The following is a 22,969-nucleotide window of genomic DNA, read 5'->3' as shown; positions in this document are numbered from 1 at the left end:
TACGTCACACGGGGCATCCGCCCCGGGACGTTCCGATTGCTGAGAACATGGGGCGGCAGGGGTGCGAAGAAATGACGACATGACTGGAGTTCCGTATGCCGGAGAGAGGCCCCGCGACCGCGCCCTCAAAGGACTCGTCGCCCACGATCCCCTCCCCCAGCTGTCCCTTACACCCATCTGACGCTGCCCGCAGGTGCATGCGGTTGCCGCCCACGGCCGCGGGGGCCGCTTGGGCGGTGTGGGCGGTGTGGGCCGTGACCCAGTCGACGATGCCCCGCAGGGTCTTGATGCGGGACAGTTCCTCGACCGCGGACTCGGCGGAGCCGCCCGGGTCCTGGGGCAGGCCGATCCGGTCGGCCAGCGCTCCGATGATCCCGACCCGCTTGATGGAGTCGATGGACAGGTCCGCCTCCAGGTCCAGTTCGGGTTCGAGCATGTCCCGCGGGTATCCGGTCCGGGTGTGGACGATCTCCACGATCACGTCCATCACCTCTTCCGGTGTGCGGTGGGAGCCCCCGGGCGGTGGTGTCACCGCGTCGGCGGTTCCGGCGCCGGGGCCGGACCCGGGGGAGACGGTGCCGCCGGGCGGCGCCACGGCCGGAGCCGCGCCGCCGTACGCCGGCGGCGGGCCGTACGGGGCCCCCGCCGGGGCCGCGCCGCCGGGAGCCGGTGGCCGGGTGGCGCCGTCCTCGGGGCCGTGACCGGCGCCCGCCGGAGTCTCGTAGGCCGTGGCCGCCCACGAGCCGCCGGAGCCTCCCGGCAGGCCCGGGCCGTCCGGTGCCTGTCCGGTGGCCGCGCCGCCCGGGACCGGCGGCCAGGTCCCGGACCCCCCGGGCCCGTCGGCCGCCCCGGCCTGAGCCGCGCCGAAGGCCGCGGTCCACGAGCCGCCGCCGGCTCCCGGCAGAGCCCGCGCGTCGGGCGGACCCGCCTGGCCCTGGCCGGTGGCCGCGTCCGCTCCCGGGGCGGCGGCCGCGCCGTACGGACCCGCCGGGACCTGGCCGTTGAGCACGGCCGCACCCTGCGGCGTCGCGGAGCCCGGGCCGGTGGCGGCTGCCACGTACCGCGGGTCCGCGGAGCCCTGGCCGGTGGTCCCGGCGGCTTCGAGCACCGGCCACTGGTCCGGCGCGGCGCCGAGGGCGGGGAGCGGGGCCGCGAGCGCGCCGGTCCAGGGTCGCCCGGCGCCCGGCGCCGTCGTGCCCAGATAGCCCAGCATCACGTCCCGCTGTGCCTGGACCAGCTCGCGCGAGGCGCGCAGGTACTCCAGGACCGCCTCGTCCCGGCAGTCCACCGGGACGGACCGGAAGACCGCGGCGGCCTGCGTGCCGTCCGCGGACCGCCCCCGGTGGCCGTCGGCCGGGGCCACGGCCGGGCCGTCGCCCGTCGCGCGGACCGGGTGGCCGTCCGCCCGTCCCCCGAACCGGTCGTCGTCCGCGGCGCGGACGGCGCGACCGTCCGCCGGGCCCGGGCCCGCGGCCGGGCCGTCCGGGTGGCCGGGGAGCGGGCCCGGCGCGGACCCGGCCGCTGCCCGGCCGGGGGTTTCCGCGGCCGCCGGAGGCCAATGGCCTCCGGCCGGGGCGCCGTTCGTCGTCTGGGCCATCTGGTGTCCTCCCATGTCGTGTGCTGACGCGGACCGGAGACCTCCGGCGGCCCGGGAACCGTTCACTGCGTGGACCTCGGCGCCGTGCGCCCACCCGGCGGCCGGAACCGGGCCCGCGGGCCCGTACGCGGCCGGATCCGGACCCGCGGCCGCGGTCACCACGACCGGCACCGGCACCGCCACACCCACCCGGCCGGCCGGCCGGAGGCCTCCCGGGACCGGGGCGCCGTCCGACGTGCGGACCAGGTGGCCGTCCACCAGCCAGCCCGGGCGGCGCGGCGCCCGCTCGGGGAGCCGCGAGGTCCGGCCGCGGAACAGGGCTTCCGGGGCCACGGACACGCCCGCCGCCGCCAGTTCCGCCAGCGCCGTGACAAGCCTGACGAGGCCGTGCTCCCCCGGCACGTCCAGCGGGACCACCGTGTGCGGCCGGTCGTGCAGGATGCGGCCGATCAGGCCGGACAGCACACGGCCCGGCCCCGCCTCCACGAAGGTCCGGACTCCGGCCGCGTACATGTTCTCCACCTGCTCCACGAACCGGACCGGCTCGGCGACCTGACGGGCCACCAGGTCCCGTACCTCCCCGGCGGACCCGGGGTACGGACGGGCCGTCGTGTTCGACCAGACCGGGACGGCGGCATCGGCCATCGCCGTCCCGGCCAGCTCCTCGGCGAGGGCCGCCGAGGCCCCCGCCACCACCTCGCTGTGGAACGCGCAGGCCACCGGGATCGGCTCCGCCGACAGGCCCGCCTCCCGCAGGGCGGCCACCGCCTCGAGGACGGCGGCGGTGGGCCCCGAGACCACGCACTGCCGTGGCGCGTTGTGGTTCGCCACCACGCATCCGGAGCGCTCGGCGATCGGGCGCACTTGCTCCGGTGCGGCCTTGACCGCCGCCATCGACCCGGGATCGTCCCCCGCGGCGGCCAGGATGGCCTCGGCCCGGCGGGCACTCAGCCTCAGCAGGCTCTCCGTGTCCCACACGCCCGCCGCCCACAGGGCGGTGAGCTCGCCGTAGGAGTGCCCGGCCACGCAGTCGGGCCGTACGCCCAGGGTCCCGAGCAGCAAGTGCGCCGCCGAGCCCGCGAGTCCCAGGGCCGGCTGGGCCACCCGGGTGTCGGTGACCGCGGCGCGCTGTGCGGCCCGCTCCGGCGCGGTGAAGGCCGCCGGCGGGAACACCGCGGAGACCACCCCCGCCGGGGCCGCGTCCAGGAGCTCCCGCAGCGCCGGGAAGGCGGTGAACAGCTCGCCCAGCATTCCCGGGCGCTGACTGCCCTGTCCGGGGAACAGGAAGGCCACCAGGCCGGGGTCCGCCGCCTCCTCCCGTACGTGGACCCCCTCGCCCGGGACGAAGGCCCGGGCGCGCTCCAGCCGGGCGGCGAGCTGGTCCAGGTCGGCGGCCACGACGGCGACCCGCACCGCGCCGGGGTCCGCCGCGGCCTCCGCGGCGAGGTCCCGCAGCGCCCACGGCCGCCCGGCCGCGTCGTTCTCCTCCAGCCGGGCCGCGAGCCGTGCCATCGCCCGGCCCGCGGCGCGGCGGTCCGCGCCGCGGAAGCAGAACAGTTCGGCCGGCCACTCCTCCAGCCCGTGCCGGGGCTCTTCGGATCCGGCGTAACCGGTGAGCACGGCGTGGTAGTTGGTGCCGCCGAAGCCGAAGGCGCTCACCCCGGCGATCCGCCGCTCCGGGGGCGCCGCCCACGGCCGGGCCTGCGCGTCGAAGAAGAACGGGCTGGTCCCCGCCTGCCAGGCCGGGACCGGGCCGTCGATGTGCAGGGTCGGCGGCCGTACGCCCGAGTGGACCGCCCGGGCCGCCTTGATGAGCCCGGCCAGCCCGGCCGCGCACTTGGTGTGCCCGATCTGCGATTTCACCGAACCCAGCGCACAGGCGCCCGGCGCCGCGCCGGCCCCGGTGAACAGCTCGCTCAGTACGGCCAGTTCGGTGCTGTCGCCGACGACGGTGCCGGTCCCGTGCGCTTCGACCAGGCCGACCTCCGCGGGGCTGATCCCGGCCCGCGCGTAGGCCCGCTCCAGGGCCCGGCGCTGCCCTTCCGGCCGGGGGGCGGTCAGGCCGAGGGACCGTCCGTCACTGGACGCGCCGACCGCCTTGATCACGGCGTACACCCGGTCGCCGTCCCGTTCCGCGTCCGCGAGCCGCTTCAGCACGAGCGCTCCCACGCCCTCGCCGAGGGCGATGCCGTCCGCGGTGGCGTCGAAGGGCCGGCAGCGGCCGCGCGGCGAGAGGGCGCGGACGGAGGAGAACAGCAGGTAGTCGTTGATGCCGTTGTGGACATCGGCTCCGCCGCACAGCACCATGTCGCTGTCCTGGTCGCGCAGTTGGCGGCAGGCGAGGTCCAGTGCGGCCAGCGAGGAGGCGCACGCGGCGTCGACCGTGCAGTTGGCGCCGCCGAGGTCCAGCCGGTTGGCGACCCGGCCCGCGATGACGTTGGCGAGCACTCCGGGGAAGGAGTCCTCGGTGAGCCGCGGCAGTTGCGCGTCGAGCCCCGCGGGGAGCTCGCCCAGGTATCCGGGGTACAGCGCGCGCAGCCCGTACGCTCCCGCCAGTTCGGTGCCGGCCTCCGCGCCGAAGACCACGGAGGTACGGGACCGGTCGAATGCGCGGTCCTTGCCGTACCCGGCGTCCGCCAGGGCGCGCGCGGAGATCTCCAGGGCCAGCAGCTGGACCGGTTCGATCCCGGCCAGCGACGCGGGCGGGATGCCGTGGGCCAGGGCGTCGAAGGGCATCGGGCCGAGGAAGCCGCCCCACCGGGAGGGGGTGCGTTCCCCGGCCCGGGCCGGGTCGGGGTCGAAGTAGAGCGCCGGGTCCCAGCGTTCGGCCGGCACCTCGGTCACCGCGTCGGCCCCGGCCAGGATCCTGGCCCAGTAGGCGGCGAGGTCGGGTGCGCCGGGATAGGCGCAGGCCATGCCGACGACGGCGATGTCCAGCGGCTCGGGCGGCGCCTCGTCGGCCGCGGGTGCGGCCAGCTCCCGGGCGCGCCGGCGCAGTTGCTCGGTCGCTCCCTCGGTGACCTCGGCGTGCAGCGCGGCGATCGTGGTGGTCCCGGAGCGCAGGGTGGCGGCCTGGCCGAGCATGAACAGCCCTTCTGCTTCCTGCTGTTCCTCGTCCACGGGCTCCAGTGCGGTGCCGCCGGCCGTGCGCCGCAGGCCCTTGCTGGCGATCCGCAGCCGGCCCAGGTTGAGCCGCTCCAGCTCCTCCCACACCTCGCGCGGCTGCGCGCCGCCGTCTTCGAGCCGGCGCCGGGTCTCCTCGAAGGCGGCGGCGTACGGGGTGGCGGCACACCGTGTGGCGTGCCCGGGCGCGGTGTGCAGCAGTACGGTGTCGGCGCACTCCACGGCGGCGCGCTGGAAGCGCGGCAGCACGGCGCCGGCCGCGACCGCCTCCTCGGTGAAGAGGTAGGCGGTGCCCATGAGCACGCCGATCCGGGCGCCCCGATCGGCGAGCGGCGCCGCGGCGGCCGCGGCCATCGCGGCGGAGCGCCCGTCGTGGATGCCGCCGGCGAACAGCACGTCCAGCGCGGCCGGTTCGCGACACGACAGGAGCAGCTCGATCTGCTCCTCCCACAGCGGGAACGAGGCGCGCGGTCCGACGTGGCCGCCGCACTCCAGCCCCTCGAACACGAACCTGCGCGCCCCCTCGGCGAGGTAGCGCTCCAGCAGCCCGGGCGAGGGCACGTGGAGATGGGTGCGGATCCCGGCCGCCTCCAGCGGGGCGGCCTGCCCCGGGGTGCCGCCCGCGATGATCGCGTGCGGGGGACGCACCTCGGCGACGGCCGCCAGTTGCGCGGCCCGCAGTTCGGCCGGGGCGAAGCCGAGCAGTCCCACGCCCCAGGGCCGGTCCCCGAGGCGGTCGGCGGCCTCGGCGAGCAGCCGGCGCACCTCGGGGCCTTCCATCACGGCGAGCGCCAGGTAGGGGACCCCGCCCTCGGCGGCGACCGCTTCGGCGAAGGCGGCCTGGTCGCTCACCCGGGTCATCGGGCCCTGGGCCACGTGGAGCGGCTGCCCCGGGCCCTGTGCGCCGCCGGGCGGCCGGGCCCGTACGGCGGCCGCCAGGTGGCCCGTGACGGCCGCCCGGATGGCCTGGAGGACGCCGCCGGTCGTGCGGTGGCGTGCGGCCAGCCGGGCCGCCGCGGCCCCGTCCTGTCCGACGGGGAGCAGTTGCGTCCGCAGGTCCCGGGCGCCGAGCAGGCCGGCGGCGGGGCCCACGGGCGGGGTCAGGTCGGGGCGCGCGTAGACCCGGTGGCCGTCCAGGAGCCTGGTCTCGGAGCCGTCCATGGCCCGCAGCGCCGCGGCCACTTCGGCGGGCAGATCGGCCTCCCCCTCGGGGGTGAGGGCGAGTTGTGCGTCGACCAGCACCCCGCGGGCTCCGCCCGCGACGGCCGCGGCCGCCGTGTGCGGCCCGATCCCGCCGTACGCCCGTACGGGCAACCCGATCGCGGGGTCGGCGAGGAGCTGCTGGAGCAGGACGAAGGTGGTGGCCCCGCCCACCCGGCCGCCGGCCTCGTGCCCCTTGGCGACGAGCGCGTCCGCCCCGGCGGCCGCGGCCGCGAGGGCCTGCGGCAGATCGGTGACCTCGGCCCAGACGCGGGGGCTCCCGGCGGACGCCGCCCAGTCGGCGATCCGCTCGGCGGTGTGCGACGCGGGGTCGGCCAGGAGGACCGTGTCCACCTCGGCCGGCAGGTCGCGCGGCCCGGTCGGGCAGCCCGCGGGCACCCGTACCCCGTAAGGGCGCCCGGTGAGGCGGTGGGCGAGCTCGGCGACGGCACGCCGCGAGGCCCCTTCGTCACGGCCGAGGTCCAGCAGGCCGAGGGCCCCGGCGCGCTCGGCGGCCAGGGCGGTCCCGCCCCGGACGCCCCCCCCCTTCACCCCGGACCCGTTCCTCCCGCTCCCGCCCCGGGCCGGGCCCCGGCTCCGCCTCCGCCCCCGCCTCCACCTCCGGAGCGGGCCGGCGGCCGCCCGCGCCCACCGCCCCGCGCCGCGCGCCCGCCCAGGCCACGCCCGCCGTCGCCAGGCAGCCCGCGGCCCCGGCCCTACACGCCACATCCTGGTCCTCGGGGAGGTCCTCGTCGAGATCCATGCCGGCACGGCCCTGCGGGACGCCGCCGACGGCACCCCCGCCCGCATCTCCTACTCGGGCGACGCGCTCAACGCCGCGGCGGCCGCCGTCGCCGCCGGAGCCCGCACCGCCCTGCTCGCGGTCGTCGGCGGGGACGAGCTGAGCGCCCCGCTGCTGGCCCGCGCCACCGAGCTCGGCGTGGACGTCTCGCACGTACGCCGCTCCCCGCGCCCGAACGGCGCGTACCTGATCTCCGCCGACACCGAGGGCGACCGCGACTTCGTGTACTGGCGCACCGGCAGCGCCGGTTCGACGCTCTCGGCGGAGCACGTGGAGTCCTGGCGGGACCTGCTGACCGGCTGCAAGGCCCTCATCACGAGCGGCATCACCGGTGCGCTGTCGCCGAGCAGCCGGGACGCCGTACTGGCCGCGGCGCAGACGGTGCACGAGTCCGGCGGACACCTCTCCTACGACCCCAACTTCCGCTCCCGCCTCACCGGTCGGGGCGAGGCGCGGGAGCTGCTGGCCCGTGTCGCCCCGCTGGCCGGGCTGCTGAAGACCTCGTGCCCGGCCGACGCGCTGGCCCTGGTGGGCACCGACGACCCGGCCGAAGCGGCCGCCCGCTACCGGGCGCTGGGCGCCCGCAGCGTCGTGGTCACGGCGGGCGCCGACCGGCTGCTCCTGGCCGACGGAACGGCCGGGGACGCGGGGGCGGTGTACCTGCCCGTTCCCGTCAACCCCGACCCCGTCGACGCGACCGGCGCCGGAGACTGCTTCACCGGCACCGCCACGGCCCGGCTCGCCCTGGGCGACAGCCTCGCGGAGGCCGTCGCGTACGGAATGGCGGCCGCCTCCCTCTCGGTCTCCGGCCGCGGCGGCACGGGCCACGTCCCCGCCTTCGCCGCGACGGCAACCCTGGCCGCGGCCCACCGTGCCCGGCCGCAGAACCGGCCGAGCGCGGCGCCCGGCCCGGACCGGCAGGCTATGCCGCTTCGAGGAGTTTGATCTCCTCGGCCGACAGGCGCAGGGACCCGGCCGCGATGTTCTCCAGCAGGTGGTCCGGGTTTCCGGTGCCCGGGATGGCCAGGACGTGCGGGCCCCGGCTCAGTGTCCACGCCAGGCGCAGCTGGGCCGGGGAGATTCCGCGGGCCCGCGCGAGGTCGCGCACCGCCGTACCGTCCTCGGCGACCACCCCGGCCTCCTTGCCGGCGCCCGCGATCGCGAAGAAGGGGACGAAGGCGATGCCCTGTTCGCCGCACGCGTCGAGGAAGGCGTGCTCCTCGGCCGGGGAGCCGATCCCGTAGGCGTTCTGCACGCACACCACGGGCGCGATGGCGCGCGCCTCGACGAGGTGGTCGGGCCGTACGTTGGACACGCCGAGGTGCCTGATCAGCCCGGCCGTGCGCAGTTCCGCGAGCGCCCCGAAGTGCTCGGCGATCGAACCGGTCTCCGCCTGGCGCGGGACGCGCAGGTTGACCACGTCCAGGTGGTCGCGGCCCAGCTGGCGCAGGTTCTCCTCGACCTGCCCGCGCAGCTGTTCGGGGGTGGCCCACCACCAGTCGCCGGCGGCGTCGCGGCCCGGCCCGACCTTGGTGGTGATCACCAGGTCGTCGGCGTAGGGGGCGAGGGCCCGGTTGATCAGCTCGTTGGCGGAGCGGGTCGGGGAGAAGTAGAACGCCGCCGTGTCGATGTGGTTGACCCCCAGCTCGACCGCCCGCCGCAGGACGCCCGTCACCCGGTCCCGGTCGCTGGGGGAGCCGTCGGCGAGGTGGGTGAGCCGCATCGCGCCGAAGCCGACGCGGCGGACGGTGAGGTCGCCGAGCCGCCAGGTGCCGGAGCGGTCCGCGGTGGTCCCGTCCGGGGTGATCTTGTGGGATGTCATCAGGTGAGGGTAGCCGGGTCGGTGACCCAGCCCGCGAAGAGCACCAGGCCGGAGCCCCGGTCGACGGCGAGGAACCCGAAGGGCCGCGAGACGCCGAACTCGGCCCGGCGGACCCGGTACGGCGAGCGCCTCGGCCCGCCGCGGTACATGGTCACGGCGGTGACGGCCGCGGCCTCGAAGCCTTCCGCGTGGAACCGGGCCATGGCCGACTGGCGGGCCGAACCGACACCGAGGGGAGCCGCGGAGATGCCGGGGAAGTGCCCGGGGCCTTCGGCGGCCGTCCGCAACCCGAACAGGCCGGGGTGGCGCAGCAGGTCGTGCTCGGCGCGGATCTCGAAGGCCACCGTGTCGATCCGGACCACGGGTTCGGGGCGGGCGGAGTCCACCGTGCGGAGCGAGAGCCCCGGTCCCGCGTCACCGTCGGGGAGCTCGCTCGCGGTCGACGAGGCCAGAGCGCCGGTGACCTCGGCGATCCCGGTCGTCAGCACGTCCGCCGGCGGGGCGCCCGGTTCACCGAGCAGCAGGTGCACGTCCGCGCCGGAGCTGCCCGGTGCGCCGGGCACGGCGAGCAGGGTCACCGGTCCGCAGGGGCCCCGGGCCACCCGGATGCGGTCGGGGAAGGCGTGGGTGACGGTCAGTCCGCGCAGCCGGAGCCCGTTCCAGGGTCCGTGCGGAGCCGGGACGGGCCGTTCCGCGAAGGGCTCCTCCCAGGTCAGGCGCAGCGCGAGCGCGGAGGCGAGGACCAGGTCGGTCCGCCGGTCCACCGCCGCCGGCATCGTGTCGATCAGGCCGTCGGTGCGGTCGGCGGCCCAGGCGTCCAGGGCCTCGCGGTCGGTGCCCGGGTCGCCGGTCAGGGCGCGGTGGGCCCCCTCCGGGAGCCCGGCCGACCACCGCTCTTCCAGCGGGAGGTCCCGGCGGGTCCACAGTCCGGTGGCCGCGCGCAGGCCCCGTACGCCGTCCAGTGCGGCCAGCAGTTCGCGCGCGGCGTCGGCGGCCGTGTCGGCGGGTATCCCGAGGGCCTGCTCCAACTCGGTGCGGGCCGGGCCTTCGGCGCCGTCGGCGAGGAGGGCCAGCAGCGGCCACACCCCGGCGGCCGTGAACACGGTGCCCCCGGCCGGGTCCGCGGGCTCCGACGCTCCCTCCGGCCGGTTCGCCGCCCACCGCGCCGTCAGGCGGTTGACCGCCTCCACCGTCGATTTCCGCACGGCGGGGAGCGTACGGCGCGGGGCGGCCCGGAACCGCCTCAACTCCAGTCCTCCGATTCGAGGTTCGCCCACGCCTCGGCTTCCTCCGCCGCGTGGTCCCGCTCCTCGTGCGCGAGGGGTTCCGCCACCCAGCCCGCGGCGAGGACCAAGCGGGAGGTCCGGTGGACGGCGAGGAAGCCGAAGGGCCGGTGGAAGGCCACTTCGGCCCGCCGGACCCGGTACTTCAGCCGCGGCGCGGCGCCACCGACCGCGCCGAGCGCGGTCACGGCCGCCGCTTCGAAGCCCTCCGCGTGGAACCGGGCCACGGCCGTCTGCCGGGCCGAGCCGAGGGCAAGCGGATCGGCGCTGATTCCCGGGAAGTGGCCCCGGCGGGAGTCCGCGGCGCTCTCCAGCCCGAACAGCCGAGGGTGATCGAGGAGGTCGTGCTCCGCCTGCACCTCGAAGGCCACCGTCTCGATGTTCAGCCGGTGTCGGCGGTCGGCCGAGAGCACTTGCTCGATGTGCAGGCCCGGGCCCGGGTTCCCCTCGGGGAGCAGGCTCGCGCCCGTCGAGGGGATGGTCCGGGTGACGGCCGCCAGGCCGGCCCGGAGGGTCTCGCCCGGCGGGGCCTGCGGCTCGCCGAGGACGAGGTGGACGTCCACGCCGCCGTCGCCCACCACTTCCAGCACGGTCACGGGCCCGGTCGGCGCCTGCGCCACGCGGGCCCGGTCGAGGAGGGACGTGCTGCGGAACAGGCCTTGCAACGGCCTTTCGGCCCACGGGCCTTCCTCGACGCGCGTCCTCCAGGGAGCGAAGGGCCGGATCCACCGCAGGCGCAGCGCCAGCGCGGAGGCGAGCACGAAGCGCGTGTCCTCGTCGCGGTCGACCGGCATCTTCTCGATGAGGCCGTCGGTGCGGTCGGCGGCCCAGGCGTCCAGGGCCTCGCGGTCGTGGTCCTCGTCACCGGTCAGGGCGCTCCGCGTGCCGGCGGGGAGCCCGGCCGACCACCGGTCCTCCAGGCTGAGGTCCCGGCGGGTCCACAGTCCGGTGGCCGCGCGCAGGCCCCGTACGTCGTCCAGTGCGGCCAGCAGTTCGCGTGCGGCGTCGGCGGCCGTGTCGGCGGGTATCCCGAGGGCCTGCTCCAACTCGGTGCGGGCCGGGCCTTCGGCGCCGTCGGCGAGGAGGGCCAGCAGCGGCCACACTCCGACGGCTGTGAACACCGTCCCAGTGCCGTCCGGGGTCGCGTGCCCGGCCCAGCGCGTGGTGAGTGAGTTGACCGCCCGAACCGTCGCGAACTTCATGGGCGGCAGCGTACGGGTTGGGGCGCCGCCGGGACGGGTCGTTTTCCTCGTCCCGGCGGCGCTGTTCGGGGGTACGGCGCGCGGCGCGCGGCGTGTGGCGCGCGCCGCGCGCCGCACCGGTCAGCGGCTGGTCAGAGGCCAGTCGGCGGCCGGTCGGCGGCCGGTCAGCGGCCGCGCAGGCCCTGGTCGATCGCGGTCATGAGCTCGCCGTCGGCGGTGTCCGCGTCCAGGGACCAGAACATCGCTCCGCCCAGGCCCTGTTCGCGGATGTAGCGGGTCTTGGTCCGCAGCACCTGCGGGTCGTCGTACGTCCACAGGGTGGTGCCGTCGAACAGCCAGGCGCTGCCGGCGCGCCGGTCACGGTACAGCTTGTACGTGCCCGAGTCCGCGAGCTTCTTCAGCGCCTTGTAGTCCTCGTACCCGGCGGCCCAGGTGGCCGGAGCCGGAGCCGTCGCGGGCTGGCCCATGCCGTCCCCGCCGCCGCTGACGCCGGTCCAGCCCTGCCCGTAGAAGGGCATGCCCATCACCAGCTTGTCGGCAGGAGCGCCGCGCCGTTTCCAGGCGTCCACCGTGCCGTCGACGCTGAAGTCGTTCCGGGCGTACAGCGCGGACTGCTGCGCGGTGGTCTTCTCGCCGGACACGTGGAAGTCGTAGCCCTGGAGGGTCACGAAGTCGAGGTCGCGCATGATCCGGCGGACGTCGAAGCCGGCGTCGATCTTGGCGGGGGCGGTCGGGACGAAGGCCGTCAGCTCGTACTTGGCCTTCCGCTTCTGGCTCTTCGCGTAGGCGTCGAGCTGCGTGCGGAACTCGCCCACCAGGGCGGTGAAGTTCTTCTTGTCCTCGGGGCGGTAGGTGGTGTCGGAGTCGCCGGCCGAGCCGGGCCACTCCCAGTCGAGGTCGATGCCGTCGAAGATGCCGGCCGCCGAGCCCGCGCCGCCGCGGGTGCCGTCCTGAGGCAGGTTGCCCTTGATGTAGAGGTCGATGCAGGAGGACACGAGGGCCTTGCGGGAGGCGGGGGTCAGTGCGGCGTCCGAGAAGTGCGTGGACCAGCTCCATCCACCCAGCGAGAGGAGGACCTTGAGGCCCGGGTGCTTGGCCTTGAGCTCGCGCAGCTGGTTGAAGTTGCCGGCGACGGGCTGCTCCCAGTCGTCGGCGACACCGTCCACGGAGTTCTCCGCGTCCAGCGGGCGGACGTAGTCGGCCCAGGCGTCGGCCTCGCCGGGGATGCTGCCGGTGAAGCACTTTCCGTCCGCGCTGATGTTGCCGAAGGCGTAGTTGATGTGCGTGAGCTTGCTCGCGCTGCCGTTCTTCTCCAGGTCCTGGACCTGGAAGTCACGCCCGTAGACGCCCCATTGGGTGAAGTAGCCGACCTTCTTGTACGAGCGGTCGTGGCCGGAGCCGCCGTGCCCGGAGTCGTCGTGGGCGGGGGCGAAGGCGGTCAGCAGGGAGAGGGAGCAGGCGGCGACGGCCAGCCTGCCGAGCATGCTGCGGCGCATGGGCTTCCTTTGCGGATGCGGTGAGTGGTGCCGGGGCGCGTGCGCTGTGCATGCGGAAACTATTGGTCTGGACCAGATCGGGTCAAGGGGGCGGGGGAGGATTCAGGGAAGGCTCCATTGCCCGACGTCGTCGGCGAGGCCGCCGTCCAGGGCGAACTGCACCGCGGCGGGTTCCGCGTCCTTCGGCAGTCGGAAGGTGACGGAGCCGGTCGCCGCACCGCCCGGGCTCAGCGTGAGGGTGTCCGGGAAGGCGTCGCCGGCCCCGGCCCCGGTCGACGCGTTGAAGCCGGTGAAGCGGCGGCCCTCGGAGTCGAGCAGGTGCGCGGCGGGCGCCGGGGAGTCCTCGTAGACGGCGGTCCCGGTGTTCTCCAGGCGCAGCCGTACGGAGACCAGCCGGTCAGCCTCGTTGGGGTCGGGGTCGGGCGTGGGGCCGACGCCCGACGGGTCGTCGACCTGCGTGAGGGTCACGTCCAGGCGCTCGCCCGGCTGGTCGCCGGTGAGGGGGATCGTCTCTCCGGAGCCGTCCGGGCCGGCGCCGAGGACCAGGGCCGCGGTGAGGGCGGCGAGCAGCGCGAGCGCGGCCCGGCGGCGTGCGGGCCGCGCGGGGCCTTCACCCGGGCGGTCTCCGCTCACACCGCCCACGATCCTCCGCGCGGTCCGCTCCCGGACTGGAAGACCAACCCCGCCACCCAGATCAAGTGGGGCCTGGACTACATGAACTCCCGCTACGGCAGCCCCACCGGCGCCTGGAGCTTCTGGCAGACCCACCACTGGTACTAAGCCACCAGCGGACAGCTCACGCACGAAACGCTCGGCAGGGAATTCCCGGCCGGGCGTCTTTGCGTACGCCGGGGCCGTTCCCCGCCGGCCGATGGGGCAATCGCCTGACCGGCCTTGTCCGGAGAGATCATGAAGAACACTTCGGCATCAGACACGGCGACCGGCTCGTGGCACACGCCGGCCGGCCTGCTGAGACTGCCTGTTGAGATCGGCGGCGCCGAGACGGATGTGGTGGGCGTCGGCGGAGTGGCCGTCGCGCCTGCCGACACCCTGGTGTTTAGCGGTCGGAATTTCGGTTACACCAAGTAACTACATTCAGTCAGTACCCGACGGAAGGCAGGAACATGACCCTCGTTACCGTGCTCATCCTCGTCGCGGTCGCCGTCCTCGTGCTTCTCCTGGCGCTGGCCCCCAGCGCTCCCGCGCGGAGGAACCCGCTCCCTGGCCGTCGCCACCGGGCGACCGGCCGCCGGTCCGCCGCGGTCCGGCGGACCAAGGTTCCCGGGCAGCGCGGAATCCAGCACCACGCCCGCTGACACGGGTGCCGGGGAGGGTCCCGCGCCCGCCCCGAGGCGTCGGCCCCTGGGCGGCGCTCGCCTTCGCCGTCGGGTGGGTGTGCCGGTCGTGGAAGCGTGCGCTCTGGCTGGCGCCGGCATCGCTGGTGGTGGCGGTGGCCGCGTACCACCTGGTGAAGATGGGGCAGGGCGGCTTCCGGTCCTTCGACCTGACACTGGTGGGGAGCGCGCCGGTGGGGGGAGTCTCCCATCGACTGGGGCGGCTTCCTCGTGCACGCGCTGGTGTGGTGGGTGGCGGCCTGCCTCTTCGGCCCATTGCTGGGATGGGCCGTCCACACCACCGTCCGCGCCCGGACCACCCGCGCCTGACACCGGTGTGTGACACCGGACGACGGACAACGGCCTCGAACGGATAACGTGTTGGCCGTCCGCCGCCGAGCTGCGACGATGCCTCCGTTTCCGCAAGGGAGGATGCTTGTTCGTCTTTGTCTGCGCGGGGTGCGGAGCTGGCCTGACCACCGCGCTGTCCCAGGTCGCCCTGCCCGTCCACGCCCATCAGAAGTACGGCAACGGGACCCAACTCCCCGTGCTCATGGAGTCCGGCACGTTCGCCGTGGACCCGGAGCCCGGCGGGCCGCCGTGGCGGAGCGGGGAGGAGATCGATCCGGACGAGGCCGCGGCCCGCGGCATCTCCGCACCGGTTCATGCCCTCTCCGACGCCGTACGGGGCGCGGTCGTCATCGCACCCGGGGATGCCCGTGGCACTGCGCTGATCCCGGAGAAGGCCGGCGGCTCCTGCTGCGGCCTCGACTGGGGCGACGGCCCCAACATGGCCTGCGAGGCGTGCGGGTTGCCCGTGGCGAGCCGGATCGACGACTGTTCTCTCTGGCAGGCGGTCTGGCTCGCCCCCGACGCCGTGCGCCGCTGCCCCGTCGACGACGAGCCTGCCGCACCGCTTTCCTGGGCGGAGGCGACGGCGGCGGGGAAGGGAACACCCCCGTTCGAGCCGCTCGCCTCGTGGGGGTCGCGGCTGGGAGCGGGGCACTGGTCGAACCACCGGTGGTACTGGAGCCCGCGCTGGGAGGCGGCGGCCGGCCGCGCGCTCGCCCACCTGCTGGCGGCCTCGGAAGGCCGGCCGGTGACCGTCCCGGACGGCCTGGTCGCGGAGATGTTCCACCGCGCTCTTGACGCTTTGCTGCCCGCGGCCACGGCCGTGGCCGCGCCCGCGCGGCGCGCGGTCCTGGCGGGACCGGGGCTGCCCGGCCCCGGCCCCGACGCGGACGCGGACGCGGACGCGGAGATCCTCATCGTGCCGACCCACCCCCAGACGGGGGAGACCTGGACCCCGTCCGGCCCGGTCGGCCCCGCCGCCTCGGCATACCTGGTGCCGCTGCCGTTCGGGGTGTGGCTGTGGCTGGCCTTCCCCGAGCCGTACCCGCCCGTCCCCGCGTCGGGCGGCCTGCCCGAGGGCGTCCTCCGCGACGACTTCGACCCGCCCGCGCCGCACTCCCCCCACCTGTTCCGGGCCGACCCGGAGGTGTTCCGGAACACCCTGGTCCGGCTACCGGCCGCCCGCAGCCCGTGGCTGCGCGAGATCCTCGAGAACCTCCCGCAGCACAGGCGCTCCGGCCTCTTCTGAGGCCCTCCCCGCAACCGGGCGGCGCGATCCAGGGTGTGCCCACCAAGGGACAAAGCCCTGGACGGCACTCGCTGGAGTGGGCCAGCCTGGATGCCGTGAACGGAATCAGTGGGGGAGCGGTACTCGCCCTGGTCGGTGTCCTTCTGGGAACCATGGGCACTCTCGTGGGACAGCACCTGGCGACTCGCCTCGAGCTGCGACGCGACCTGCAACGCCGGGGCGAGAGCGAGCGTGCGGAGCGCAAGGAGGTCATCCTGATGTTTCTGGCCGCCGCACAGAAGGTCGAACTGGTGCTGGACCGCAGGAGCCTGGGCCTGCCGGCTGCCGCGGATGAACCCGAAGACCAGATCCTGCACGCGTTGTGGCTCGCGGAGAAGGCCGTCGAACTGGTCTGCCTGCACGAGGTCGCCCAAGCCGCGCGTGACTACACCGAGGCACTGCACCGGATCATCCGCGATGTGGTGGCGGACGACCGGGCGCCCACCAAGCGCGAGCGCCGCCTCGCCTTCGTGGAGCTGGCCAGGAGCGAGCTCGGCAGCGACCGCTCGCTCCCGCGGGGGAGCTGATGGCGCTGTCGGCCAAGAGGGGGATTCCGTCGTCTACGGCTCGATCAGGCCCGGAGGTCGCCGATCTCCTTCGAGGAGTGGCCTTCGGCGACGAGCTTGAGGATCTCCTCCTCGCGTGCGGTGTTCGCCCGGGCGGGCAGCGGATCCCCCTGGCGGGACCGGTCGAGGTAGTTGCGGATCAGGGTGGTCTGCGCGCCGGGACAGATGAAGGGGTCGTCCCGGATCGCCGCACGGCACGCCTCGACGAGATCCCGGTCGGCGACCGACCTGGGCACGTAGCCGGCCGCCCCGGCCTTGAGGGCCTCGAAGAAGTACTGCTCGTTGTCGTACATCGTCAGGATGAGGATCCGCAGCTCCGGCCGCAGCCGCGAGAGTTCCCGGGCGGCCTGCGGCCCGGTCATGCGGGGCATCGAGACGTCGAGTACGGCCAGGTCGATCTCCTGCGTGCGGGCCAGGGCGACGGCCTCCGCCCCGTCCCCGGCCTCGGCGACCACCGCCAGGTCCGGTTCGGAGTCCAGGATGAGCCGTACTCCCCGCCGTACGAGGGCGTGGTCGTCGGCGAGCAGGACGCGCGGCGGCCCCCGATGAAGTGCCGCACGGCGAGCGACCCGGTGGTGAACTCGGCCGTCAGCGCCCGCAGGGCGCTGTGCAGTCCCAGGTCCTCCAACACGCCCGGGCGTAGCCGGCGGGCGATGCGGCGGATCTCGTCGAGGCTGGTGCGGGTGGTCTCCCGCACCTGGTGGAGCTCCTCGCGCAACGGAGCAGGGGCACGGTCGGCGGCGTGCTTGAGCTGGAGCAGCACCGCGGTCAGGGTCTGGCCGACCTCGTCGTGGAGTTCCCGGGCGATGCGGCGGCGTTCGGCCTCCTGCGCGGAGAGGGCCTGTGCGCTGCTGGTGGCCCGCTCGGCCTCCAGCCGGCCGAGCATCGCGTTGAACGAGGTGGTCAGTTCGGCCACCTCGCCGGGCCCCTCCACGCGGGCCCGGCTGCCGGGCCGCAGCAGGTCGACCGCCGTCATCGCACGGGTCAGCCGGTCCAGGGGGGGCCAGGCCGACACGGAGTAGAACGGCGTTCGCGATCAGCATGGCGGCCAGCCCCGCGAGCAGGACGACGGCTTCGCCGAACAGGACCGGGGTGGAGACGGTGACCGGGCCGAACAGCAGCAGGACGGCCGAGACGAGCACGGCGGCGTTGAGCAGGAAGATCCGCCAGTACAGCGACATGACCGCCCCTCCCCCCCCGTTGACCCGTCCGCCTGGTAGGCGCACGCCCTTCCACCATCGCCGCAATCGCTCCCCACACCTACGGTGACCTGCGGCGGGCCTGGTGTCCCCGGTCAGCCTTCCGTGTCGCAGGGGGCCTTGTCCATCCGTGCCGACACCCATATCGCGAGGCCGCGGAGAGATGGCACGATGGCTCCGCGCCGGGGCCGGGATCCTGCCTCGCATCCACCCGGCGCCGTACCGCAGTCGAGCACAGAGCAAGGGGGGACAGAGTTGTGCCCGCTCCACGCATGAGCACCACACCGCTGCCCGGCATCGGGGTCCAGTACGACCTCACCACCCGCGAACACCGCCACCTGTCGGTCATCGCACACCGGGACGGCACCCGGACCCTGAACGTCTACCGCGCCGACGACCCCGACGCCTGCGCGCAGTCCCTGCACGTGACCGGGGCGGAGGCCGCCTCGCTGATCGACGCGCTCATGCCCGCCCACCACAGCCCCAACGTGCTGCACACCACCGACCTCGGCCTGGTGGCCGAGCGGATCGAGCTGTCGGCGCACTCGTACTGGAACGGCCGCCTGCTGGGGGAGACCCGGATGCGCACGGAGACCGGCGCCTCGATCGTCGCCGTACTCCGCCGGGCCGAAGCCCGTCCGTCCCCCGCACCGGATTTCCGGCTCGCCGGCGGGGACACCCTCATCGTGATCGGCACCCGCGAAGGCGTCGACACGGCCGCCGTGATACTCGGACGGGGGTGACGCCTGTGCACTCCGCTGTCTTCCTGATCGAGTTCGGCGCCATCATCCTCGGCCTGGGTCTGCTGGGCAGACTCGCCGGCCGCTTCCACTTCTCCCCGATACCCCTCTACCTGCTGGCGGGCCTGGCCTTCGGCAAGGGCGGGCTCCTGCCCATGGGGACGAGCGAGGAGTTCGTCGCGATCGGCGCCGAGATCGGCGTCATCCTGCTCCTGCTCATGCTGGGCCTGGAGTACACCGCCAGCGATCTGGTCTCCAACCTCAAGACCCAGTACCCCGCCGGACTGGTCGACTTCGCCCTCAACGCGCTCCCGGGCGCGATCGCCGCGCTGCTCATGGGCTGGGGGCCGGTCGCCGCCGTGGTCCTGGCCGGCGTCACCTGGATCTCCTCCTCCGGCGTCATCGCCAAGGTCATGGGAGACCTCGGGCGGATCGGCAACAGGGAGACCCCGGTCATCCTCAGCATCCTGGTCCTCGAGGACCTGGCCATGGCCGTCTACCTGCCCATCGTCACCGCGCTGCTGGCCGGCGTCAGCCTCGCGGCCGGGAGTCTGACGCTGGCCATCGCGCTCGGCGTCGCGGGCGCGGTGCTGTTCGTCGCCGTCCGGTACGGGCGGCTCATCTCCCGGTTCGTCTCCAGCGACGACCCCGAGAAACTCCTCCTGGTCGTCCTCGGGCTGACGCTGCTGGTGGCCGGGATCGCCCAGCAGCTCCAAGTTTCCGCGGCCGTCGGTGCGTTCCTGGTCGGCATCGCACTGTCCGGCGAGGTCGCCGAAGGCGCGCACACCCTCCTCAGTCCGCTGCGCGACCTGTTCGCCGCCGTCTTCTTCGTCTTCTTCGGCCTCCACACCGACCCCGCCAGCATTCCGCCCGTGCTCCTGCCCGCCCTCGCCCTCGCCGTGGTCACCGCGCTCACGAAGATCGCGACCGGCTACTGGGCCGCCCGGCGGGCCGGGATCGGGAGGAACGGGCGGTGGCGGGCCGGCGGTGCCCTCGTCGCCCGCGGCGAGTTCTCCATCGTCATCGCCGGCCTCGCCGTCACCTCCGGCATCGAACCCGCGCTCGGCCCGCTGGCCACCGCCTACGTCCTGATCCTCGTCGTCGCGGGCCCCCTCACCGCCCGCTACACCGAACCCCTCGCCGTCTGGTTCACCAGCCGGCGGACCGCCAAAGCCCCCTCCCTGGGCGGGATACCGGCGCCCGCGAAGTCACCGGAGTCGGTCGAGGACCAGGACGCGGTGGGCCGCACCTGAAGGGAGACGGCCTGGGCACGGCCTGGGCACGGCCTGGGCACGGCCTGGGCACGGCCTCGGCACGGCCCGGGCCGCCGGAGGTCAGGGACCGGCGAGGTCTTCCGGCGTCAGGCTCCGGTAAGCGGCACGGGCGGCGGCGATGCGACCGATGACGGTTCCCGTGCTCGCCGCCGCCAGAAGGCATCCGAGGCGGCCCAGGTCGTAGCCCGTCGCCCACGTCAACTCGCCCATGGGCGGGGTGGCGAAGCCGTTGAGGATGAGCCAGCAGACCAGGGCGGTACCCGGCGCCGCGATGAGCCGGGCTCCGGTGCGCAACGCGGCGGCGAGGCCCGACAGCACGAGCAGATCGATCGCCGGGTCGCCCTGGCCGTTGAGGTAGTTCAGCGCGGTGACCAGGACGAGCGCCGCGACACCGGCGACCGCCCACACGGAAGGGGCGGCGACGGCGTACGGCACGGGCTTGACACCGGAACTGAGTAACCGCCACTGCACCATGCGCATGCCTTCCGCCCTTGCCCCCGCTGTTGGGAACCCAGACATGATGCCCGACCCCGAAGACTGGCCGACGTACTGCTGCGCGAGGAGCCCGATCCCGAGGTGCTCGACGCCTTCCTGCGCGCGCTCGCGGCGGGGGCCGCCGCGCGCCCGGAGGAACGTACGCGGCAGTTGCTGCGCCGCACCGGCAGGCAACTGCCGCGGGTGCCGGGCGGACCGGTGGTGTTCGGGGGGACCACGGGCGGGGTGGCGGGGGAGCTGGTCGGGGACCGGATACGGCTCGAACCGCTGGAGCTCCGCCACCACGACGGGCTCTGCGAGGCGGTCCGCGACGGCAGTCTGTGGGAGCTCGCGGTGACGACCGTCCCGCACCCGGACGACGTACGGGGCTTCATCGAGGACGCGGTCGCGGCGCGCGGGGAGGGCACGCAGATCCCGTACGCGACGGTGGAGGCGGCGACGGGGCGGGTCCTCGGCTCGACCCGGCTGATGGTGATCAACACCGCGAACCGGCGCCTCGAGATCGGCTGGACCTTCCTCGCGGAGTCCTGGCAGCGCAGCGGCGCGAACACGGAGGCGAAGCTGCTGATGCTGACGCACGCCTTCGAGTCGATGGGGATGAACCGCGTCGAGCTGCTGACGGACGTGCGCAACGCGAAGTCGCGGGCCGCGATCACCCGGCTCGGTGCCACCCACGAGGGCGTACTGCGCCACCACATGGTCATGCGGGACGGCTGGATCCGGGACACGGCGGTGTACAGCATCACCCGCCCGGAGTGGCCCGAGGCGAAGCGGGGCCTGGAGGCCCGCCTGGAAGCGGGCCGCACCACCGGCGCCGGCACGACCGGGATCGGCACCACCGGCACGGGCACCGGCGCCGGGCGCACCGTCACCGCCTGACCCGGGCCTTCGGGAGGCGGGCCGCTCCGGGCGGGACCGCGGACTACCGCCGCGCCCGGGCCAGGAAGTGCGTGGCGGCGTCCTCGTACGCGGCCAGGTGCCAGCCCGCCGCTTCGAGGGCCGGGCGGAGGTTCGGCTCGGCCAGGGGGTCTTCGGGGCTCACCGCGCGGCCGTGCCGGGCCGCGCGTTCGGCGCGGCCGGACGGGTGGAAGAGCAGGAGCTCCCCGCCGGGCGCGGTGACCCGGGCCCATTCGCGCAGGGCTCCGTCCGGACGCGGCAGGTGGTCCAGGAGACCGGCGGCGAAGATCCCGTGGACGGCCCCGGCGGCGAGCGGGAGCCGTCCGCAGTCGGCGAGCAGCAGCCGGGCCGGGCCGCCCCGGCCCGCGCGGGCGGCGGCCGTGAGCATGGCGTGCGTGAGGTCGACGCCGATGACGGTGCCGGACGGCCCGACCAGTTCGCGCAGCGCGGGCAGGGCGCGGCCGCTGCCGCAGCCCAGGTCGAGCGCGCGCTGCCCGGGGCGCAGCCGCATCCGGGCGACCGCGGCCTCGTACGCGGGGGTCTGGTAGGCGAACCGCTCCTCCCAGGCGGCCGCCCTGGGCGTGAAGAAGGCACGGGTGGCGGTGGTTTCGGCGCGCCCGGCGACCAGCTCGGCGAAGCGGCGCAGCACCTCGCAGCCGGCCTCGTCCGGGTCGGGCAGCCCCCACGCGCTGGCGCCCACGCGGAATCCGTGCGGCGCGCCGGCGCCGCCGAGCAGCGGGTCGGCGCCGCCGAGCAGCGGGTCGGCGGCCCCGGACCCGCCGCGGTCGGGGCCCGCGGCCCGCGCGAGGAGCCGGGCTCCGTCGCCGAGCGCGAGGACGGGGACTTCGGCGGCGAGCGCCGGGCCGATGAGGGGGAGGGCCGCGGGAGTCGCGGTCGGGGCGAGGATCAGTGCGTCGATGCCGGCGAGGGTGGCCGGGAGCGGGTCGTCGGCGTCGGTCCGCCAGGGGCCCGCGCGCCGAACACCGCTGGTCGCCGCGCGGGAGCTCCCCCCCCCCACTCCACGGACGGTCCGGCGAGAGAGCCGCACGCACCGGGCCGGACTCCGCGGGGTGCGCCCGGTCAACCAAGGCGCCGTCGCCCCCGGGACTGGTCCCCGGTACGGAATCGAGCCCTCCGACGGGTGTCCGTGCTGGTCAAAGCTCCAAGGCCCGCTGTCCCGCGGCCCTCGCGCAAGCAGTCGGTTCCGAGGTCTTGAGGTGGCGAGAGATCTGGTAGTAAAGTTTCCTAACGAAGTCGCCCGAGCATCAACTGCCTTATGGAGGCCTTGTGTTCACCCCCCACCGCAAGCGACTGGCCATCAGTGCCCTGCTCGGCACTGCCCTTCTCGCGGCGCCCGTCACCGCCCACGCGACCACGGCTCCCGACGCGGCCCCCACCGCGCGGGTGTCGGCGGCCGCCGCCGTCGGACTCGACGATCCGGTGAAGAAGGACATCGCCATGCAGATCGTCTCCAGCGCCGAGAACTCCTCGCTGAACTGGAAGGCGCAGTACAAGTACATCGAGGACATAGACGACGGCCGCGGCTACACGGCCGGCATCATCGGCTTCTGTTCCGGCACCCACGACATGCTCGAACTCGTCGAGTACTACACGAAGGTCAAGCCCGGCAACGTGCTCGCCAAGTACCTCCCGGCCCTCAGGAGGGTCGACGGCAGCGACTCGCATTCCGGCCTCGACCCCAACTTCACCAAGGACTGGGTCAAGGCGGCCTCCGACGCCGACTTCAAGAAGGCCCAGGACCACGAGCGCGACCGCGTCTACTTCAACCCGTCCGTGAACCAGGGCAAGTCCGACGGGGTCGGCGTGCTCGGCCAGTTCATCTACTACGACGCCATCGTCATGCACGGCGACGGCACCGACTCCACCAGCTTCCGCAACATCCGCAAGCGCGCCCTCTCCAAGGCCAAGCCCCCGGCCCAGGGCGGCAACGAGACCACGTGGCTCAACGCCTTCCTCGACGCCCGCGTCTGGGCGATGAAGCAGGAGGAGGCGCACAGCGACACCAGCCGCGTGGACACCGCGCAGCGCGTGTGGGTCAAGAAGGGCAACCTGAACCTCAACACCCCGCTCGACTGGAAGGTCTACGGGGACCCGTTCCACATCGGCTGACCGGTCCCGCGTGACGAGCGACGGCGGCCCGGGGGCGCGCTCCTCCCCGACCCGGGCCGTCGTTGCGAGAAATTCACCGGCCGAATTGTCACATTCGGTGACCGAAGCGGACCGGTGGGTCTCAAGTTGCGCCCGGTACTGATGTGTTTAGGACGCGGAGAGATGAAAAG

General features: G+C 74.8%; 16 protein-coding genes and 4 pseudogenes. 10 read left to right on the top strand and 10 right to left on the bottom strand.

Annotated elements, in window-relative coordinates; all coding sequences use genetic code 11:
• Window positions 1–4: 4 nt before the first annotated feature.
• Window positions 5–6,319, bottom strand: a complete 6,315-nt coding sequence (locus tag DRB89_RS37405) for a type I polyketide synthase (protein WP_239516564.1) — start codon at window positions 6,317–6,319, stop codon at window positions 5–7.
• Window positions 6,320–6,341: 22 nt separating this feature from the next.
• Here DRB89_RS37405 and DRB89_RS45425 point away from each other — a divergent pair, with 22 nt between their 5' ends.
• Window positions 6,342–7,667: a sugar kinase gene (locus DRB89_RS45425; RefSeq protein ID WP_239516562.1), complete on the top strand. Its 1,326-nt coding sequence runs from the start codon at window positions 6,342–6,344 to the stop codon at window positions 7,665–7,667.
• On the opposite strand, the gene DRB89_RS37395 is transcribed toward DRB89_RS45425, so the two are convergent.
• The 5 genes from DRB89_RS37395 to DRB89_RS37375 form a co-directional block, all read right to left on the bottom strand.
• Window positions 7,645–8,544: an aldo/keto reductase gene (locus DRB89_RS37395; protein WP_112451312.1), complete on the bottom strand. Its 900-nt coding sequence runs from the start codon at window positions 8,542–8,544 to the stop codon at window positions 7,645–7,647. The two genes, DRB89_RS45425 and DRB89_RS37395, sit on opposite strands and share 23 nt — an antisense overlap.
• Window positions 8,544–9,749, bottom strand: coding sequence for a serpin family protein (locus tag DRB89_RS37390; protein WP_112463927.1), 1,206 nt, complete (start codon window positions 9,747–9,749; stop codon window positions 8,544–8,546). The genes DRB89_RS37395 and DRB89_RS37390 overlap by 1 nt, the downstream gene beginning before the upstream one ends.
• A 38-nt stretch (window positions 9,750–9,787) precedes the next feature.
• A complete protein-coding gene (locus DRB89_RS37385) occupies window positions 9,788–11,029 on the bottom strand; it encodes a serpin family protein (RefSeq protein WP_112451311.1) in 1,242 nt (413 codons plus the stop codon).
• A gap of 164 nt (window positions 11,030–11,193) precedes the next feature.
• Window positions 11,194–12,525, bottom strand: coding sequence for a glycoside hydrolase family 18 protein (locus tag DRB89_RS37380; RefSeq protein WP_112451310.1), 1,332 nt, complete (start codon window positions 12,523–12,525; stop codon window positions 11,194–11,196).
• 102 nt (window positions 12,526–12,627) lie between these two features.
• Complete coding sequence (locus DRB89_RS37375) at window positions 12,628–13,158, bottom strand: DUF4352 domain-containing protein (protein WP_162688896.1); 531 nt, start codon at window positions 13,156–13,158, stop codon at window positions 12,628–12,630.
• A gap of 33 nt (window positions 13,159–13,191) precedes the next feature.
• Between DRB89_RS37375 and DRB89_RS45420 the strand changes: the two are divergent.
• From DRB89_RS45420 to DRB89_RS45415, 5 genes and pseudogenes are all read left to right on the top strand, one after another.
• A pseudogene (locus DRB89_RS45420) lies at window positions 13,192–13,305 on the top strand (lytic transglycosylase domain-containing protein); the annotation flags it as partial.
• A gap of 131 nt (window positions 13,306–13,436) precedes the next feature.
• Window positions 13,437–13,566: pseudogene (locus DRB89_RS37365) on the top strand (GNAT family N-acetyltransferase); the annotation flags it as partial.
• Between the two features lie 83 nt (window positions 13,567–13,649).
• A complete protein-coding gene (locus DRB89_RS37360) occupies window positions 13,650–13,841 on the top strand; it encodes a hypothetical protein (RefSeq protein ID WP_112448991.1) in 192 nt (63 codons plus the stop codon).
• Between the two features lie 454 nt (window positions 13,842–14,295).
• Window positions 14,296–15,459, top strand: coding sequence for a hypothetical protein (locus DRB89_RS37355; RefSeq protein ID WP_112448990.1), 1,164 nt, complete (start codon window positions 14,296–14,298; stop codon window positions 15,457–15,459).
• Between the two features lie 95 nt (window positions 15,460–15,554).
• Entirely contained in the window at window positions 15,555–16,025 is a 471-nt protein-coding gene (locus DRB89_RS45415) for a hypothetical protein (RefSeq protein WP_239516561.1), read from the top strand.
• Here the strand turns inward: DRB89_RS45415 and DRB89_RS45410 are convergent.
• Together DRB89_RS45410 and DRB89_RS45405 are read right to left on the bottom strand one after the other, a co-directional pair.
• A pseudogene (locus DRB89_RS45410) lies at window positions 16,001–16,591 on the bottom strand (response regulator transcription factor); the annotation flags it as partial. The gene DRB89_RS45415 and the pseudogene DRB89_RS45410 sit on opposite strands and share 25 nt — an antisense overlap.
• A gap of 23 nt (window positions 16,592–16,614) precedes the next feature.
• Window positions 16,615–17,245: pseudogene (locus DRB89_RS45405) on the bottom strand (histidine kinase); the annotation flags it as partial.
• Between the two features lie 290 nt (window positions 17,246–17,535).
• Here DRB89_RS45405 and DRB89_RS37345 point away from each other — a divergent pair.
• Both DRB89_RS37345 and DRB89_RS37340 read left to right on the top strand, forming a co-directional pair.
• Window positions 17,536–18,006, top strand: a complete 471-nt coding sequence (locus DRB89_RS37345; RefSeq protein WP_112448989.1) for a TrkA C-terminal domain-containing protein — start codon at window positions 17,536–17,538, stop codon at window positions 18,004–18,006.
• Window positions 18,007–18,011: 5 nt separating this feature from the next.
• Window positions 18,012–19,256, top strand: coding sequence for a cation:proton antiporter (locus DRB89_RS37340; RefSeq protein ID WP_112448988.1), 1,245 nt, complete (start codon window positions 18,012–18,014; stop codon window positions 19,254–19,256).
• Window positions 19,257–19,337: 81 nt separating this feature from the next.
• On the opposite strand, the gene DRB89_RS37335 is transcribed toward DRB89_RS37340, so the two are convergent.
• Window positions 19,338–19,757, bottom strand: a complete 420-nt coding sequence (locus DRB89_RS37335; RefSeq protein ID WP_343234521.1) for a hypothetical protein — start codon at window positions 19,755–19,757, stop codon at window positions 19,338–19,340.
• A 96-nt stretch (window positions 19,758–19,853) separates the two neighbouring features.
• Between DRB89_RS37335 and DRB89_RS37330 the strand changes: the two genes are divergently transcribed.
• Entirely contained in the window at window positions 19,854–20,651 is a 798-nt protein-coding gene (locus DRB89_RS37330) for a GNAT family protein (RefSeq protein WP_204358175.1), read from the top strand.
• Window positions 20,652–20,694: 43 nt separating this feature from the next.
• Here the strand turns inward: DRB89_RS37330 and DRB89_RS46440 are convergent, their stop codons facing one another.
• The gene (locus DRB89_RS46440) at window positions 20,695–21,687 is read right to left on the bottom strand and encodes a class I SAM-dependent methyltransferase (protein ID WP_343234833.1); all 993 of its coding nucleotides are present in this window, start codon (window positions 21,685–21,687) and stop codon (window positions 20,695–20,697) included.
• Window positions 21,688–21,956: 269 nt separating this feature from the next.
• Between DRB89_RS46440 and DRB89_RS37320 the strand changes: the two genes are divergently transcribed.
• Window positions 21,957–22,799: a chitosanase gene (locus tag DRB89_RS37320; protein WP_239516560.1), complete on the top strand. Its 843-nt coding sequence runs from the start codon at window positions 21,957–21,959 to the stop codon at window positions 22,797–22,799.
• Window positions 22,800–22,969 lie beyond the last annotated feature (170 nt).

Origin of the sequence: Streptomyces sp. ICC4 (assembly GCF_003287915.1) — a bacterium.
Lineage (GTDB): Bacteria > Actinomycetota > Actinomycetes > Streptomycetales > Streptomycetaceae > Streptomyces > Streptomyces tritrimontium.
Note: the sequence above shows the minus strand (reverse complement) of the source record. Positions and strands in the feature narration are given on the sequence as shown.